The sequence below is a fragment of the Pseudomonas sp. TE3-3-F2023 genome (genome assembly GCF_036784815.1).
Classification (GTDB): domain Bacteria; phylum Pseudomonadota; class Gammaproteobacteria; order Pseudomonadales; family Pseudomonadaceae; genus Aquipseudomonas; species Aquipseudomonas pudica.
Genome location: NZ_CP145113.1, coordinates 2,233,260 through 2,249,311, shown reverse-complemented (window position 1 = coordinate 2,249,311; position 16,052 = coordinate 2,233,260). Strand labels below are relative to the sequence as shown.

General features: G+C 64.0%; 16 protein-coding genes. 8 read left to right on the top strand and 8 right to left on the bottom strand.

Annotated elements, in window-relative coordinates; genetic code table 11:
- From ngg to V3314_RS10260, 3 genes are all read left to right on the top strand, one after another.
- The gene (gene ngg / locus V3314_RS10270; protein WP_046615558.1) at positions 1–1,746 is read left to right on the top strand and encodes an N-acetylglutaminylglutamine synthetase; all 1,746 of its coding nucleotides are present in this window, start codon (positions 1–3) and stop codon (positions 1,744–1,746) included.
- 130 nt (positions 1,747–1,876) lie between these two features.
- Positions 1,877–3,061, top strand: a complete 1,185-nt coding sequence (locus V3314_RS10265; RefSeq protein WP_046615559.1) for an osmoprotectant NAGGN system M42 family peptidase — start codon at positions 1,877–1,879, stop codon at positions 3,059–3,061.
- Between the two features lie 183 nt (positions 3,062–3,244).
- Entirely contained in the window at positions 3,245–3,472 is a 228-nt protein-coding gene (locus tag V3314_RS10260) for a YheU family protein (RefSeq protein WP_003252629.1), read from the top strand.
- Between the two features lie 52 nt (positions 3,473–3,524).
- On the opposite strand, the gene csrA is transcribed toward V3314_RS10260, so the two are convergent.
- Entirely contained in the window at positions 3,525–3,713 is a 189-nt protein-coding gene (csrA, locus tag V3314_RS10255; protein ID WP_046615560.1) for a carbon storage regulator CsrA, read from the bottom strand.
- Between the two features lie 120 nt (positions 3,714–3,833).
- Complete coding sequence (locus tag V3314_RS10250; RefSeq protein ID WP_338460183.1) at positions 3,834–4,643, bottom strand: SDR family oxidoreductase; 810 nt, start codon at positions 4,641–4,643, stop codon at positions 3,834–3,836.
- Between the two features lie 254 nt (positions 4,644–4,897).
- Here V3314_RS10250 and V3314_RS10245 point away from each other — a divergent pair, with 254 nt between their 5' ends.
- Complete coding sequence (locus V3314_RS10245; protein WP_013971433.1) at positions 4,898–5,050, top strand: DUF3309 family protein; 153 nt, start codon at positions 4,898–4,900, stop codon at positions 5,048–5,050.
- 57 nt (positions 5,051–5,107) lie between these two features.
- Here the strand turns inward: V3314_RS10245 and V3314_RS10240 are convergent, their stop codons facing one another.
- From V3314_RS10240 to V3314_RS10230, 3 genes are all read right to left on the bottom strand, one after another.
- On the bottom strand, positions 5,108–6,772 hold the full coding sequence (locus V3314_RS10240) for a cation acetate symporter (RefSeq protein WP_135001717.1): 1,665 nt from the start codon (positions 6,770–6,772) through the stop codon (positions 5,108–5,110).
- Entirely contained in the window at positions 6,769–7,080 is a 312-nt protein-coding gene (locus V3314_RS10235; RefSeq protein ID WP_046615562.1) for a DUF485 domain-containing protein, read from the bottom strand. Before V3314_RS10235 ends, V3314_RS10240 begins: the two co-directional genes overlap by 4 nt.
- Positions 7,081–7,322: 242 nt before the next feature.
- The gene (locus V3314_RS10230; protein ID WP_046616715.1) at positions 7,323–8,183 is read right to left on the bottom strand and encodes a glycine betaine ABC transporter substrate-binding protein; all 861 of its coding nucleotides are present in this window, start codon (positions 8,181–8,183) and stop codon (positions 7,323–7,325) included.
- A gap of 197 nt (positions 8,184–8,380) precedes the next feature.
- Between V3314_RS10230 and V3314_RS10225 the strand changes: the two genes are divergently transcribed.
- The gene (locus V3314_RS10225) at positions 8,381–9,946 is read left to right on the top strand and encodes a beta (1-6) glucans synthase (RefSeq protein ID WP_085601815.1); all 1,566 of its coding nucleotides are present in this window, start codon (positions 8,381–8,383) and stop codon (positions 9,944–9,946) included.
- Positions 9,947–10,079: 133 nt separating this feature from the next.
- Here V3314_RS10225 and V3314_RS10220 read toward each other — a convergent pair whose 3' ends face one another.
- Positions 10,080–10,442: a hypothetical protein gene (locus V3314_RS10220; RefSeq protein ID WP_046616717.1), complete on the bottom strand. Its 363-nt coding sequence runs from the start codon at positions 10,440–10,442 to the stop codon at positions 10,080–10,082.
- 190 nt (positions 10,443–10,632) lie between these two features.
- Between V3314_RS10220 and V3314_RS10215 the strand changes: the two genes are divergently transcribed.
- Both V3314_RS10215 and V3314_RS10210 read left to right on the top strand, forming a co-directional pair.
- The gene (locus tag V3314_RS10215; RefSeq protein WP_046616718.1) at positions 10,633–11,931 is read left to right on the top strand and encodes a serine/threonine protein kinase; all 1,299 of its coding nucleotides are present in this window, start codon (positions 10,633–10,635) and stop codon (positions 11,929–11,931) included.
- The gene (locus V3314_RS10210) at positions 11,924–12,748 is read left to right on the top strand and encodes a VacJ family lipoprotein (protein WP_080958529.1); all 825 of its coding nucleotides are present in this window, start codon (positions 11,924–11,926) and stop codon (positions 12,746–12,748) included. Before V3314_RS10215 ends, V3314_RS10210 begins: the two co-directional genes overlap by 8 nt.
- A 113-nt stretch (positions 12,749–12,861) precedes the next feature.
- On the opposite strand, the gene V3314_RS10205 is transcribed toward V3314_RS10210, so the two are convergent.
- Together V3314_RS10205 and V3314_RS10200 are read right to left on the bottom strand one after the other, a co-directional pair.
- Entirely contained in the window at positions 12,862–14,010 is a 1,149-nt protein-coding gene (locus V3314_RS10205; protein WP_338460182.1) for a patatin-like phospholipase family protein, read from the bottom strand.
- Positions 14,011–14,157: 147 nt separating this feature from the next.
- Positions 14,158–15,093, bottom strand: coding sequence for a lipid A biosynthesis lauroyl acyltransferase (locus V3314_RS10200; protein WP_046616720.1), 936 nt, complete (start codon positions 15,091–15,093; stop codon positions 14,158–14,160).
- Between the two features lie 111 nt (positions 15,094–15,204).
- Between V3314_RS10200 and minC the strand changes: the two genes are divergently transcribed.
- Positions 15,205–15,963, top strand: a complete 759-nt coding sequence (minC, locus tag V3314_RS10195; RefSeq protein WP_025338069.1) for a septum site-determining protein MinC — start codon at positions 15,205–15,207, stop codon at positions 15,961–15,963.
- The last annotated feature ends 89 nt before the right edge of the window (positions 15,964–16,052 follow it).

The window sequence follows — 16,052 nt, the reverse complement described above, 5'->3', positions numbered from 1 at the left end:
ATGAAAGCCCACGAAATTGCTTACGGTCAGCGCCTGCTGCGCGGCCAGGCGCCGTCCTATGAACGCCTGCAGGCGCGCCTGGCCGGCGACGGCAGCCAGCCCCACGCCCAGCCACGCGCCGTGCATTGCGGCTGGGGCCGGCTGCTGATCGGCCACACCTACCCCAACCCGGCCGACCTGGCCGCCGACCTGCTGGAAGAACGCCCCGGCGAGCGCGACATCGCCCTTTACGTGGCCGCGCCGCAGCAGCTGCTGGCCCAGGCCCCGCAGCAACTGTTTCTCGACCCGTCCGACACCCTGCGCCTGTGGTTTACCGACTATCGCCCGGCGCAACGGGTGTTCCGCGGCTTCCGCGTGCGCCGGGCGCAGAACCCGGGCGACTGGCAGGCGATCAATACCCTGTACCAGGCGCGCGGCATGCTGCCGGTCGACCCCGAGCTGCTTACCCCTCTGCATCTGGGCGGCCCGGTATACTGGCTGGCCGAGGACGAAGACACCGGCGCGGTGATCGGCAGCGTCATGGGCCTGAACCACGCCAAGGCATTCGACGACCCCGAGCACGGCAGCAGCCTTTGGTGCCTGGCTGTAGACCCGCAGTGCACCCGTCCTGGCGTGGGTGAAGTGCTGGTGCGCCATCTGGTCGAACACTTCATGAGCCGCGGCCTGGCCTACCTGGACCTGTCGGTGCTGCACGACAACCGCCAGGCCAAGCGCCTGTACCAGAAGCTGGGTTTTCGCAACCTGCCGACCTTCGCGGTCAAGCGCAAGAACGGCATCAACGAACAACTGTTTCTGGGGCCTGGCCCTCAAGCCGACCTCAACCCGTACGCACGCATCATCGTCGACGAAGCGCTGCGTCGAGGCATCGAAGTCCAAGTGGACGATGCCGCTGGCGGCCTGTTCACCCTCAGCCTGGGCGGGCGCCGCATTCGCTGCCGTGAGTCGCTCAGCGACCTGACCAGCGCCGTGACCATGACCCTGTGCCAGGACAAGCGCCTGACCCAGCATGCCCTGCACAATGCCGGGCTGAAGGTGCCGGCGCAGCAGTTGGCCGGCAATGCCGACGAAAACCTGGCGTTTCTCGACGAGCATGGCGCGGTGGTGGTCAAGCCGGTCGATGGCGAGCAAGGCCAGGGAGTGGCGGTGAACCTCACCTGTATCGACGACATCACCCACGCCGTGGCGCAGGCCCGCCAGTTCGACAGCCGCGTGTTGCTGGAAAGCTTCCATGCCGGGCATGACCTGCGCATCGTGGTGATCGGCTATGAAGTGGTAGCGGCAGCCATCCGCCACCCGGCGCAGGTGTTGGGCGATGGCAAACACAGCATCCGCCAGCTGATCGACGCCCAGAGCCGTCGGCGCCAGGCCGCAACCGGTGGCGAAAGCCGCATTCCGCTGGACGACGAAACCGAGCGCACCCTGCGCGCGGCGGGCTTTGGCTATGACGACGTGTTGCCTGCAGGCCAGCGCCTGGCCGTGCGACGCACCGCCAACCTGCACACCGGCGGCACCCTGGAAGACGTGACCGAACGCCTGCACCCGGTGCTGGCCGACGCTGCGGTGCGCGCAGCACGGGCGCTGGAGATTCCGGTAGTGGGGCTGGACTTCATGGTGCGGGATGCCGGGCAACCGGAGTACGTGATCATCGAGGCCAACGAGCGTGCCGGGTTGGCCAACCACGAACCGCAACCGACCGCCGAGCGTTTTATCGACTTGCTGTTTCCGCATAGCCGGCCTTTGGCGTAACCGCTGCTGGCCCTATCGCCGGCAAGCCAGCTCCCACAGGTACCCCACAGGCGCTGAACTCTGTGGGTTTCCTGTGGGAGCGGGTTTACCCGCGAGCAGGCAGGCACAGGAGTAAAGGAGTCCCTCAACCATGTCCGACCGACATCCCGAACCCGATCTCGACTACCTCAAGCGCGTGCTGCTGGAGATGCTCGCCATCCCCAGCCCCACCGGTTTCACCGACACCATCGTGCGCTACGTGGCCGAACGCCTGGATGAACTGGGCATCCCCTTCGAACTGACCCGCCGCGGCACCATCCGCGCCACCCTCAAGGGCCGCCAGACCTCGCCCGACCGCGCCGTGTCCGCTCACCTGGACACCATCGGCGCCAGCGTGCGCCAGTTGCAGGACAACGGCCGCCTGGCCCTGGCGCCGGTCGGTTGCTGGTCCAGTCGCTTCGCCGAAGGCAGCCGGGTCAGCGTGTTCACCGACACCGGCGTGTACCGGGGCAGCGTGCTGCCACTGATGGCCAGCGGGCATGCCTTCAACACTGCCATCGACCAGATGCCGATCAGCTGGGAGCACGTTGAGGTGCGCCTGGACGCCTACTGCGCCACCCGCGCCGACTGCGAAGCGCTGGGTGTAAGCATCGGTGATTTCGTTGCCTTCGACCCGCTGCCCGAATTCACCGAAAGCGGCCACATCAGCGCCCGCCACCTGGACGACAAGGCCGGCGTGGCAGCGCTGCTGGCGGCGCTGAAAGCCGTGGTGGAAAGCGGCCGCCAACCGTTGATCGACTGCCACCCGCTGTTCACCATCACCGAAGAGACCGGTTCGGGAGCAGCTGGCGCCCTGCCCTGGGATGTCAGCGAGTTCGTCGGCATCGACATCGCCCCGGTGGCGCCCGGGCAGGCCTCCAGCGAGCATGCGGTGAGCGTGGCCATGCAGGACTCGTCGGGGCCTTACGACTACCACTTGTCCCGGCACCTGCTGAAACTGGCCGGTGACCACGACCTGCCGGTGCGGCGCGATCTGTTCCGCTACTACTTCAGCGATGCCCATTCGGCAGTGACGGCGGGGCACGATATTCGTACCGCGCTGGTGGCCTTTGGTTGCGATGCCACGCATGGCTACGAGCGAACGCACATCGACAGCCTGGCGGCGTTGAGCCGCTTGCTGTCGGCGTACCTGCTGAGCCCGCCGGTGTTTGCCAGTGATTCGCAGCCGGCCAATGCGTCGTTGGAGCGCTTCAGCCATCAGCTGGAACATGATGCGCAAATGGAGAGCGATACGCGGGTGCCGGCGGTGGATAGCCTTGTCGGAAACAAGGCTTGAGGCCCTGGGGGCTGCGTTGCAGCCCAATCGCCGGCAAGCCAGCTCCCACATGGACTGCAGAAAGCTTGAGCCTGTAGTGATTCTGTGGGAGCTGGCTTGCCGGCGATTGGTCCGCAAAGCGGCCCCAAAATGCCAGATGTTTCGCGTAGCATGCCCCCACCAACACCCTAGGCAACGCCCACCATGCTGATCCCCTACGACCAACTGCAAGCCGAAACCCTGACCCGCCTGATCGAGGACTTCGTCACCCGCGACGGTACCGACAACGGTGACGACACCCCGCTGGAAACCCGCGTGCTACGGGTGCGTCAGGCATTGGCCAAGGGCCAGGCGTTCATCCTGTTCGACCTGGAAAGCCAGCAGTGCCAGTTGCTGGCCAAGCATGATGTGCCCAGGGAGCTGCTCGACTAGCAGGTATGGCCTTTTCGCGGGCGTGCCCGCGAAGAGGCCGGCACAGGCAACATCAGATTGCATGGGTTTTGTCTTTCTGCCCTTCCTTGATGCGCTTGTACACCTCGGCCCGATGCACCGACACCTGCCGCGGTGCATCCACGCCAAAGCGCACCACCCCGTCCCGCGTTTCCACGACCATGATCCGAATGTCATCACCAATCATGATGATCTCTCCCACTTCGCGCCCTATTACCAGCATGCTCCGATCCTCCAACGAAAGGGAAAACCGGAGCCTGCCTTGACGGCATAGGGCTACTCAATAGTTCTGCCGTGATTCAGAAGCGCCCTACATTTCCTAGTAACTTTCCTTACAGACGAATCATCGCGACTGAGCCTTGGCCCGCATTTTCACCGCCATCTCAGCCATCTCGTCGTAAAGCCGCTCAGGGGCCTGGCGCTTCAGTTGCCAGGCCTGGCGCCCGGCCTCATGGGGCAGTATCAGGAACTCGCCGGCGGCTACCTGCCGGTGGATGTGCTCGGCGATGTCCGCCGCGTTGATTGGCGAGCCTTCCAGCAGCTTCCCAACCTGGGCTTTCATCGCAGGGTTCGGTCCGCGGAACGAGTCCAGCAGGTTGGTCTGGAAGAACGACGGGCACACCACATGCACCGCCACCTCCAGTTGCCGTAGCTCGACCAGCAGGCTTTCCGACAGGGCCAGCACGCCGGCCTTGGCCACGTTGTAGTTGCTCATGCCCGGGCCCTGCATCAGCGCGGCCATCGAGGCGATGTTGATGATCCGCCCCTTGCTGCGCTCCAGCAGCGGCAGGAAGGCCTTGCAGCCCTTGACCACGCCCATCAGGTTGACCGCGATCTGCCAGTCCCAGTCCTCCAGCGACAGTTCGGCGAAGAACCCGCCTGAAGCGACGCCGGCATTGTTGACGATCACGTCGATACCACCGAACTGCTCGGTGCAGGCCTGGGCCAGGGCGGTGAGCTGGCTGTAGTCACGCACGTCGCAACGCTGGACAAAGCCATCGCCGCCGGCTGCGCGGGCCAGCTCCAGGGTTTCGCGCAGGCCGGTTTCGTTGACATCGGCCAGCGCCAGGCGCCAGCCCTCACGCGCCCAGCGCAGGGCGATCTCGCGACCGAGGCCGGATCCGGCGCCGGTGATCATGATGCGGTCTTGCATGGTGGCTGGCCTTGTTCTGCTGACTGGTGAAAGGAGTCTAAACAAGGGGCCGGGTAGCAGCAGGGTTTATCAGGGTAGTGAATGGAAGGGCATGACTGTGTGGATAGCCTGTACCGGCCCCTTCGCGGGCTTGCCCGCGACGGGGCCGGTACAGGCAACACGCAAATGGAATCTTTGACACTCACCACCAGTCCTTACTTACAAGAGGCCAGCAGTCCGAGGCCCTTGACCCTCAACCACGCAAGGACTCCGTCATGACCACGATCCTCATCATCATCCTGATCCTTCTGCTGATTGGTGGCTTACCGGTCTTCCCGCACTCGCGCAGCTGGGGCTATGGCCCGTCCGGCATCATCGGCGTGGTGCTGGTAGTTCTGCTGGTTTTGTTGCTATTAGGCATGATCTAGCGGCGAAAACACAAAAAAACCGCGCCGAAGCGCGGTTTTTTTTCATTGCCTGAAGGATCAGTGCGAAACAGCACCCGAAGCGCCCAGGCCAGTCTGCGAACGCACGAACTGCGGGAAGAACAGCGCACGTTCGTCTTCGGCAGCCTTGGACTTGTCGGTGACCGAGAAGAACCAGATACCCACGAAGGCGATCAGCATCGAGAACAGCGCCGGGTACTCGTACGGGTAGATCGGCTTCTCGTGGCCGAGGATCTGCACCCAGATGGTCGGGCCGAGGATCATCAGCGTCACCGCGCTCACCAGGCCCAGCCAGCCGCCAATCATGGCACCGCGAGTGGTCAGCTTCTTCCAGTACATCGAGAGCAGCAGTACCGGGAAGTTGCAGCTGGCCGCGATGGAGAACGCCAGGCCGACCATGAAGGCGATGTTCTGCTTCTCGAACAGGATGCCCAGGCCGATCGCCAGTACGCCCAGGGCGACGGTGGTGATCTTCGACACGCGGATCTCGTCCTTGTCGTTGGCCTTGCCCTTGCGCCATACACTGGCGTACAGGTCGTGGGACACCGCTGAGGCACCAGCCAGGGTCAGGCCGGCAACCACCGCCAGGATGGTGGCGAAGGCAACAGCCGAGATGAAGCCGAGGAACACGCTGCCACCCACGGCGTTGGCCAGGTGTACTGCTGCCATGTTGTTGCCACCCAGCAGGGCGCCAGCGGCGTCCTTGAAGTCCGGGTTGGTGCTGACCAGCAGGATGGCGCCAAAGCCGATGATGAAGGTGAGGATGTAGAAGTAGCCGATGAAGCCGGTGGCATACAGCACGCTCTTGCGCGCTTCCTTGGCGTCACTGACGGTGAAGAAGCGCATCAGGATGTGCGGCAGGCCGGCAGTACCGAACATCAGCGCCAGGCCCAGCGAGAACGCCGAGATCGGGTCCTTGACCAGGCCGCCCGGGCTCATGATCGCCTCGCCCTTGGCGTGCACCTTGATCGCTTCGGAGAACAGGGTGTTGAAGTCGAAGCCCACGTGCTTCATCACCATCAGCGCCATGAAGCTGGCACCGGACAACAGCAGCACGGCCTTGATGATCTGTACCCAAGTGGTGGCCAGCATGCCGCCGAACAGCACGTACAGGCACATCAGGATACCCACCAGGATCACGGCCACGTGGTAGTCCAGGCCGAACAGCAGCTCGATCAGCTTGCCGGCACCGACCATCTGCGCGATCAGGTAGAACGCCACCACCACCAGCGAGCCGGAGGCCGACAGGGTGCGGATTTCCTTCTGCCCGAGGCGGTACGAGGCCACGTCGGCGAAGGTGTACTTGCCCAGGTTGCGCAGACGTTCGGCGATCAGGAAAAGGATGATCGGCCAGCCGACCAGGAAGCCGATCGAGTAGATCAGGCCGTCGTAGCCAGAGGTGAACACGAGTGCGGAAATACCCAGGAACGAGGCGGCCGACATGTAGTCACCGGCAATTGCCAGGCCGTTCTGGAAGCCGGTGATCTTGCCACCGGCGGCGTAGTAGTCCGACGCCGACTTGTTGCGCTTGGAGGCCCAGTAGGTGATACCGAGGGTGAAAGCGACGAAGGCCACGAACATGGCGATCGCGGAAATGTTCAGCGGTTGCTTCTGCACCTCGCCGGTCAGGGCATCGGCGGCCCACACGGCGGGTGCGAAGGCTCCGCAGGCCAGTACGGCCAGGGCTTTGGCGTGGCGAATCATTGTTGCGCCTCCTTCAGGATGGCCTTGTTCAGCTCATCGAATTCGCCGTTGGCGCGGCGGACGTAGATGGCGGTCAGGACGAATGCCGAGACGATCAGACCGACGCCCAGGGGAATGCCCCAGGTAATCGATGACTCAGGGCTGAGCTTGGTGCCCAGGACCTGAGGACCGTAGGCGATCAGGAGGATGAAGGCGCAGTACAGGCCGAGCATGATCGCCGAGAGAATCCAGGCGAACCGTTCGCGTTTGGTGACCAGCTCCTTGAAGCGGGGGCTGTTTTGTATCGAGAGGTAAATGCTGTCGTTCATTGTTTTTGTCCTAGCAGCACAGATAGGGGTGGAACCCACGACCCTTACTTTATGCGGCTATCGGACGCCAACCAGACGACCTTAGTCTTAGATGCAACGGTGTTTTACCGATTGCGTAACAAAGTGATGGCCCATTCGCGGGCACGCCCGCTCCCACAGGAACTGCACCAGCTTCAAGGGCAGCGAAAATCCTGTGGGAGCGGGCGTGCCCGCGAAACAGCAAAACTGGCCCTGACAGGTTGTTACTTGCCAGTCCACTCCTTCACGCGGTCAGGGTGCTTGGCCACCCAGTCCTTGGCCGCCGCTTCAGGCTTGGCGCCTTCCTGGATAGCCAGCATCACTTCGCCGATCTCGTCCTTCGACTGCCAGCTGAATTTCTTCAGGAACTCCGCCACTTCCGGCGCCTTGGTCGCCAGTTCCTTGCTGCCGATGCTGTTCACGGTTTCCGCGGCGCCATACACGCCTTTCGGGTCTTCGAGGAACTTCAGTTTCCACTTGGCGAACATCCAGTGCGGTACCCAGCCGGTCACCGCGATCGACTGCTGCTTGGCATAGGCACGGCCCAGTTCCGCAGTCATCGCCGCGCCAGAGCTGGCCTGCAGCTTGTAACCGGTCAGGTCGTAGTCCTTGATGGCCTGGTCGGTCTTGAGCATCACGCCGGAGCCTGCGTCGATGCCGACGATTTTCTGCTTGAAGGTGTCGTCGGTCTTAAGGTCGGCGATGCTCACTGCCTTGACGTACTCGGGGACGATGAGGCCGATCTTGGCGTCCTTGAAGTTCGGGCCGTAGTCGACCACGTTATCCTTGTTCTTGGCCCAGTACTCGCCATGGGTCACCGGCAACCAGGCCGACAACATGGCATCGAGCTTGCCGGTTGCCACGCCCTGCCACATGATCCCGGTGGCCACGGCCTGCAACTTCACGTCGTAGCCGAGCTTCTGCTTGATCACTTCGGCGGCCACGTTGGTGGTCGCAACGCTGTCAGCCCAACCGTCCACGTAGCCAATGCTGACTTCTTTGGCCATTGCCTGTGCCGCACTCATGGCCAGTACCATGGCGGTGCCCACACCCAGGAAACGTCGCATTCTTGTAATAGCAGCCATCAAAGCATCCCCTCGTCAGGTCTCGGAATTTGCATCATCGTCCTGCAACAATAGTCGACCTGCTCCAGCTACGACCTGTAGCAGCCCCATATGCGACAGCACTATGCCATTAGCGCCATCAGCCTGCGCCGACCTGCGCGATCCTTGCATGCCAAAGGTTTGGCGCCGGGCTACTATCTACCCTTTTGCGCCTGACGATGGACCGCCCGATGCCCAGCTCTACCCGCCTGCTGCTGCCGTTGTACCTGCTTGCATGCCTGCTCTCCATACTCGGCCTCGGAGGCCTGTGGTACGGGCTTGGCAAGCCGGTGCACCTGCCCGACGCGGCCAGCCCGACGCACAAGCTGCAGTGCGCCTCGTACACCCCGTTCGACAAGGACCAATCGCCCTACGACCAGCCGTTGCGCCTGCGTCCGGCCCGCATGGACGCCGACCTGGCATTGCTGGCCGAGCGTTTCCAGTGCATCCGTACCTATTCCCAGACCGGTCTTGAGGCAATCCCGGCGCTGGCGCGCAAGCATGGCCTGAAGGTGATGCTGGGTGCCTGGGTCAACGCCCACCCGGCCGACACAGAGAAAGAAATCGAGCTGCTGATCGCCACCGCCAATGCCAACCCCGACGTGGTCAGCGCGGTGATCGTCGGCAACGAGACGCTGCTGCGCAAGGAAGTGACCGGCGCGCACCTGGCCACGCTGATCGCCCGGGTGAAAAACCAGGTCAAGGTGCCGGTGACCTACGCCGATGTGTGGGAATTCTGGTTGCAGCACCCGCAAGTGGCGCCTGCGGTGGATTTTCTGACTATCCACCTGCTGCCTTACTGGGAAGACGACCCGCGTGGCATCGACGAAGCCCTGGCCCACGTTGCCGATGTGCGCCGGGTGTTCGGCACGCGCTTCGCGCCGAAGGACGTCCTTATCGGCGAAACCGGCTGGCCCAGCGAAGGCCGACAGCGCGAAACCGCGGAGCCCAGCCGGGTCAATGAGGCGCGCTTCATTCGCGGGTTCGTGGCCATGGCCGAAAGCAACGGTTGGCACTACAACCTGATCGAGGCGTTCGACCAGCCATGGAAGCGCGCCAATGAAGGGGCGGTCGGCGGTTACTGGGGGCTATACGATGCCGACCGGCAGGACAAGGGCGTGCTCGAAGGGCCGGTGAGCAACCTGCCTTACTGGCCGCAGTGGTTGCTGGCCAGTGCCATGCTGATGGTGCTGATGCTGATGCTTGCCGGGCGCCCCGCCACCCCGACGGCGGCCATGCTGCTGCCGTTGCTGGCGGCGTTTGGGGCAGGCTGTCTGGGGCTTTGGGGCGAGCTGATGCGTACCCATGCGCGCTTTGCCGGGGAATGGCTGTGGGCGGTGCTGCTGGCGGGGCTGAACCTTCTGGTGCTGGCCCATGCCGTGCTGGCCCTGGCACGGCGCACGGGCTGGCGCGAGCGCCTGTACGCCTGGCTGCAGGCGCGAGCCGGTTGGCTGTTGCTGGCGGCGGGTTTTGCCGCGGCGGTGAGCATGCTGGCGATGGTGTTCGACCCACGCTATCGCAGCTTCCCCAGCGCAGCGTTGGCGTTGCCGGCGCTGGTGTTTGCACTGTGGCCGGTGCGTGCACGGCGGGCGGAGGTGGCGTTGCTGGCGTTCATCGTCGGTGCCGGGGTGGCGCCGCAGTTGTTTGTGGAGGGGCTGGAGAACCAGCAGGCCTGGGGGTGGGCAGTAGTCAGTGTGCTGATGACCGCGGCCTTGTGGCGGAGCTTGCGCCTGCGCCCGGCCTGATATCCTTGGGACCGCTTCGCGCTCCATCGCAGGCAAGCCAGCTCCCACAGGAGTTATGTTGCCTATGAAATCGGCGCGGTCCCTGTGGGAGCTGGCTTGCCTGCGATGGGCCGCAAAGCGGCCCCTTTCAGCCTTACTCCGGCGACCTGACCAACCGCAACCCCGCCAGCACCAGCGCGAACACGGCAATGCTGGCGGTATACAGCACCAGTGCCGGCACCGCGAACACCAACGCAACCACTGCCAGCCACCAGCCGCCACGCCCGGCAACTACCTGCGCCAGCAGCGCCAGCCCCAGCCCGCCCCAGGCCATCACCTGATGATGAATGCCCAGTCCCAGCAACGACCGTACCTCACACTGCCAGTACGTCGCCGGCGCCGTGCACAGCCCCACCCACTGCCCGTCCTCCATCAGCCCGTAGCGCACGCCATAACTGGCAGCAAGCCAAAGCCCCAGAAACAGCACAAGCAGCGCAGCCGGCAGCGAACGAGACATCCAGTTCTCCAATAGCGGAAATCGAAAGCATCCATGATCGCTTATGCACAGTTGTAAGGCAAAATCACAGCCCTGCAGCTATGTTGCAGATAACAAGCACACCAAAGACCACCGCGCCTGGCAACTTTGCCCGTCCCGTTGTGGTCCTAGCCTGCACACCGCTCGACCTTGCGTTCTTTTGGGGGATTACATGCTTCGATCTTTGCGCCTCGCTGCTTTGCTCGGCGGCCTGCTCATGGCTGTGGCCGCTTCGGCGCGGGATATCGACGCCGCAAGTTATGGCTACCCCTTGACCAACCCGTTCGAGGCAACCATCGCCACCACTCCGCCGGACCAGCGCCCCACGCTGCCCGACGACGACGAAATCAGCCAGTCCGATTACAGCCTCAACCTGCGCCCGGACCGTGAGTTCACCCTGCCCGACAACTTCTGGGCAGTGAAGAAGCTCAAGTACCGCCTGGCTCGCCAGGACCACGAGGCGCCGCTGATCTTCATCATCGCCGGCACCGGTGCGCCCTACACCAGCAGCATCAACGAATACCTGAAAAAGCTGTTCTACCAGGCCGGCTTCCACGTGGTGCAGCTGTCCTCGCCCACCAGCTACGACTTCATGAGCGCCGCTTCGCGCTTCGCCACCCCAGGCGTCAGCCAGGAGGATGCCGAAGACATGTACCGGGTAATGCAGGCCGTACGCGCCCAGCACCCACGCCTGCCTATCAGCGAGTTCTACCTCACCGGCTACAGTCTGGGCGCACTCGACGCTGCCTTTGTCAGCCACCTGGACGAAACCCGCCGCAGCTTCAACTTCAAGCGCGTGCTGCTGCTGAACCCTCCGGTCAACCTGTACACCTCGATCAACAACCTGGACAAGCTGGTGCAGACCCAGGTCAAGGGCATTGACCGCAGCACCACCTTCTACGAGTTGATGCTGGCCAAGCTGACTCGCTACTTCCAGGAAAAGGGCTACATCGACCTCAATGAAGCCCTGCTGTACGACTTCCAGCAGTCGCGCCAGCACCTGTCCAACGAGCAGATGGCCATGCTGATCGGCACCTCGTTCCGCTTCTCGGCGGCCGACATTGCCTTTACCTCCGACCTGATCAACCGCCGCGGCCTGATCATTCCGCCGAAGTTCCCTATCACCGAGGGCAGCAGCCTCACGCCGTTCTTCAAGCGTGCCTTGCAGTGCGACTTCGACTGCTACATGACCGAGCAGGTCATCCCCATGTGGCGTGCCCGCACCGACGGCAACAGCATCCTGCAACTGGTCAACCAGGTCAGCCTGTATGCGCTGGAGGACTACCTGAGCAGCAGCGACAAGATCGCCGTGATGCACAACGCCGACGACGTCATCCTCGGCCCTGGCGACATCGGCTTCCTGCGCAAGGTGTTCGGTGAGCGCCTGACCCTTTACCCCCATGGCGGCCATTGCGGCAACCTCAATTACCGCGTCAACAGTGACGCCATGCTGGAGTTCTTCCGTGGTTAACAAACTCCTCTTCGCCACTGCCCTGTTCGCCGCCGGCCAGGCCCTGGCCGCCGAAACCGCCCCTCGGGCCAGCGTGATCGAAGCCGACCCGCAAGTCACCGAAGCACCACTGGCACCCGAGGCCGATGGTTTCGTCGACCCGCTGCGAGAGCTGAAATTCAACCCGGGGCTGGACCAGCGCGAGTTCGAGCGCTCCACACTGCAAGCGCTGAACGTGTACGACCCGCTGGAGTCGATCAACCGGCGCGTCTATCACTTCAACTACCGCCTGGACCAATGGGTGCTGCTGCCGATGGTAAGCGGCTACCAGTACGTCACCCCGCGCTTCGTGCGCACCGGGGTGACCAACTTCTTCAACAACCTGGGCGACGTGCCGAACCTGTTCAACAGCGTGTTGCAGTTGAAGGCCAAGCGTTCGGCGGAGATCACCGCGCGGCTGATGTTCAACACCATCATCGGCGTGGGTGGGCTGTGGGACCCGGCGACCAAGATGGGCCTGCCGCGGCAAAGTGAAGACTTTGGCCAGACCTTGGGCTTCTATGGCGTACCGGACGGGCCATACCTGATGCTGCCGGTGCTGGGGCCGTCGAACCTGCGCGATACCACCGGGCTGGTGGTGGATTATGCAGGCGAACAGGCGATCAACTACCTGAACGTGGCCGAAGCCAGCAGCGACCACCCGGAAATTTCCGTACTGCGCGTGGTGGACAAGCGCTACAGCACCAAATTCCGCTATGGCCAGCTCAACTCGCCGTTCGAGTACGAGAAGGTGCGGTACGTGTATACCCAGGCGCGCAAGTTGCAGATAGCCGAGTAAGCCGATCCGGCCCTATCGCCGGCAAGCCAGCTCCCACAGGTCCTCCCAATGCCCGGGCCTTCGGTGGTCCTGTGGGAGCTGGCTTGCCGGCGATAGGGCCATGACAGGCAACCTCAAATCCCCAGGAACAGGCAAAGCTCCCGCTTCTTGGCCAAGGCATCCTTTCGCCCCAGCTCGATCAGCTCGCTGCAATAACTGGCCTCGAACAGCAAATAGCTCAACACCCCCGCCCCGCTGGTACGTGTCGCCCCCGGCCCGCGCAGGAACATGCGCAAGGCCGCCGGCAACTCGCGCCGATGCCGCGCGGCAATCTCGTCCAGCGGCTGACTGGGCGCCACCACCAGCACGTCGATTGGCGCCAGGCCCAGGCGCCGGGCATCCAGGTGTGCTGGCAACAGGTGGCTCAGGTGGTTGAGGCGCTGCAGTAGCTCGATGTCGTCTTCGAGGCTGTCAATGAACGTGCTGTTGAGCATGTGCCCGCCGATCTGCGCCAGGCTCGGCTGCTGCCCGCTGAACACCCGCTGGGTCGGCAATGGTGGCGCCGGCCGCTGAGGGTTGCCACTGACCCCGACTACCAGTACACGGCTGGCACCCAGGTGCAGGGCCGGGCTGATCGGTGCCGACTGGCGTACCGCGCCATCACCGAAATACTCGTCCCCCAGCCGCACCGGGGCGAACAGCAGCGGGATGGCCGCGCTGGCCAGCAGGTGGTCGATGGTCAACGGCGTGGGCATGCCGATGCGGCGGTGGCGCAACCAGGCTTCGATGGTGCCGCGCCCCTGGTAGAAGGTCACCGCCTGGCCGGATTCGTAGCCAAAGGCGGTCACCGCGACGGCGCGCAGTTGCTCGGCGGCCAGGGAGCGGGCGATGCCGTCCAGGTTCAGGTGCGCCTGCAGCAAGCCGCGCAATGGGCTGCTGTCCAGCAGTGCCACTGGCGCCGGGCCGCCCACGCCCAGCAGGTTATGGGCGACGAAGCGGCTGGCCTGGCGGACCACACCCGGCCAGTCGCTACGGATGACCAGGTGGCTGCGGAAGTTCTGCCAGAAGGCGGTGAGCCGTTGTACGGCGTCGCTGAAATGGGTGGCGCCACTGGCCAGGGTGACAGCGTTGATGGCACCGGCGGAAGTGCCGACGATGACCGGGAACGGGTTGTGCGCGCCAGCGGGCAGCAGCTCGGCGATGCCGGCCAGCACGCCGACCTGGTAGGCAGCGCGGGCGCCGCCGCCAGAAAGGATAAGACCGGTTACCGCGGGTGGGGCCATAGGAGTCCTTCCTGGGGTTGGTGTGCTTTCAGGCCCGGCCTATACGCGGGCTTGCCCGCTCCCACAGGACCGCACAATGCCCGGCCCTGTGGGGAACCTGTAGGAGCGGGCGCGCCCGCGAATAGGCCGGCACAGGCAAAGCAAGGCTCAGCGCTTCTTCTTGTCATACAGCCGCGGCTCCCCTTCGGGCCGCGACTTGAACCGGCGGTGCGCCCAAAGGTACTGCTCGGGGCATTCGCGCAACACGCTTTCCACCCACTGGTTGATGCGCAGGCAGTCAGCCTCTTCGCTCTCCCCGGGGAAGTTTGCCAGCGGCGGGTGGATCACCAGGCGATAGCCGCTGCCATCCTCCAGGCGCTTCTGGGTGAACGGAATTACCTGCGCCTTGCCCAACCGAGCAAACTTGGTAGTGGCAGTCACCGTCGCCGCCGGGATGCCGAACAGCGGCACGAACAGGCTCTGCTTGGCGCCGTAGTCCTGGTCCGGTGCGTACCAGATCGCCCGGCCCGAACGCAACAGCTTGAGCATGCCGCGCACGTCCTCGCGCTCCACCGCCAGCGAGTCGAGGTTATGCCGCTCGCGGCCGCTGCGCTGGATGAAGTCGAACAGCGGGTTGCCGTGCTCGCGGTACATGCCATCGATGGTGTGCTGCTGGCCCAGCAGCGCGGCGCCGATTTCCAGGGTGGTGAAGTGCACCGCCATCAGGATGGCCCCCTGCCCCGCCTGCTGGGCGGCCTGCAGGTGCTCCAGCCCCTCGACATGGGCCAGGCGCGCCAGCCGGGCCCTGGGCCACCACCAGCTCATGGCCATTTCGAAGAAGGCGATACCGGTGGAGGCAAAGTTGGCCTTGAGCAGGCGCTGCCGTTCGTCGACCGACAGCTCCGGGAAGCACAGCTCCAGGTTGCGCGCGGCGATGCGCCGCCGCTCACCGGCAAAGCGGTACATCACCGCTCCCAGCGCGGCACCGACTTTCAACAGGACCCGGTACGGCAACTGGACCACCAGCCACAGCAGGCCCAGGCCCAGCCACAGGCCCCAGAAACGTGGGTGAAGGAAATAGGGACGAAAACGCGGGCGTTCCATTGAAGCTTCCGGAAAGACAAAGGCCGCGCATTCTACAACGGATCAGCGCATGTTGCGGGCAACCGGTCTTATCGTTATAAGTCAGGGCACTTTTTTCGCAACAAGCCGTCTATGCAGACCATGAGCCCAAACCACACACCCGACACCGCCTCCGTGTTCCAGCTCAAGGGCAGCATGCTCGCCATTACAGTGCTGGAACTGGCGCGCAATGACCTTGAAGCCCTCGACCGCCAACTGGCGGCCAAAGTCGCCCAGGCACCGAACTTCTTCAGCAACACGCCGCTGGTGCTGGCGCTGGACAAGCTGCCGGCCGACGAGGGGGCAATCGACCTGCCCGGCTTGATGCGGATCTGCCGCCACCACGGCCTGCGTACCCTGGCCATCCGCGCCAACCGCATCGAGGACATCGCCGCCGCCATCGCCATCGACCTGCCGGTGCTGCCGCCATCCGGAGCGCGCGAACGGCCGCTGGAGCCCGAACCTGAGGTGAAGAAGCCCGAGCCGGCCCCTGTCCCGCCGCCAATCCTCGAACCCGAGGTGCGCCCGACCCGCATCATCACTTCGCCAGTACGTGGCGGCCAGCAGATCTACGCCCAGGGCGGCGATCTGGTGGTGACCGGTTCGGTCAGCCCGGGGGCGGAACTTCTGGCCGATGGCAACATCCATGTGTACGGCGCCATGCGCGGCCGCGCTTTGGCCGGTATCAAAGGCAATACCAAGGCACGTATCTTCTGCCAGCAGATGACCGCCGAAATGGTTTCCATCGCCGGCCAGTACAAGGTATGCGAAGACCTGCGCCGCGACCCGCTTTGGGGCACCGGCGTGCAAGTCAGCCTGTCTGGCGACGTGTTGAACATCACCCGTCTTTAACGGATACTTGCCAGCATTTTTAGTGCAACTTTTCCTACCGTTGCCATTTATTTGTATTTTTGCAGGGACTTGTGTCCCGATTATTTTAG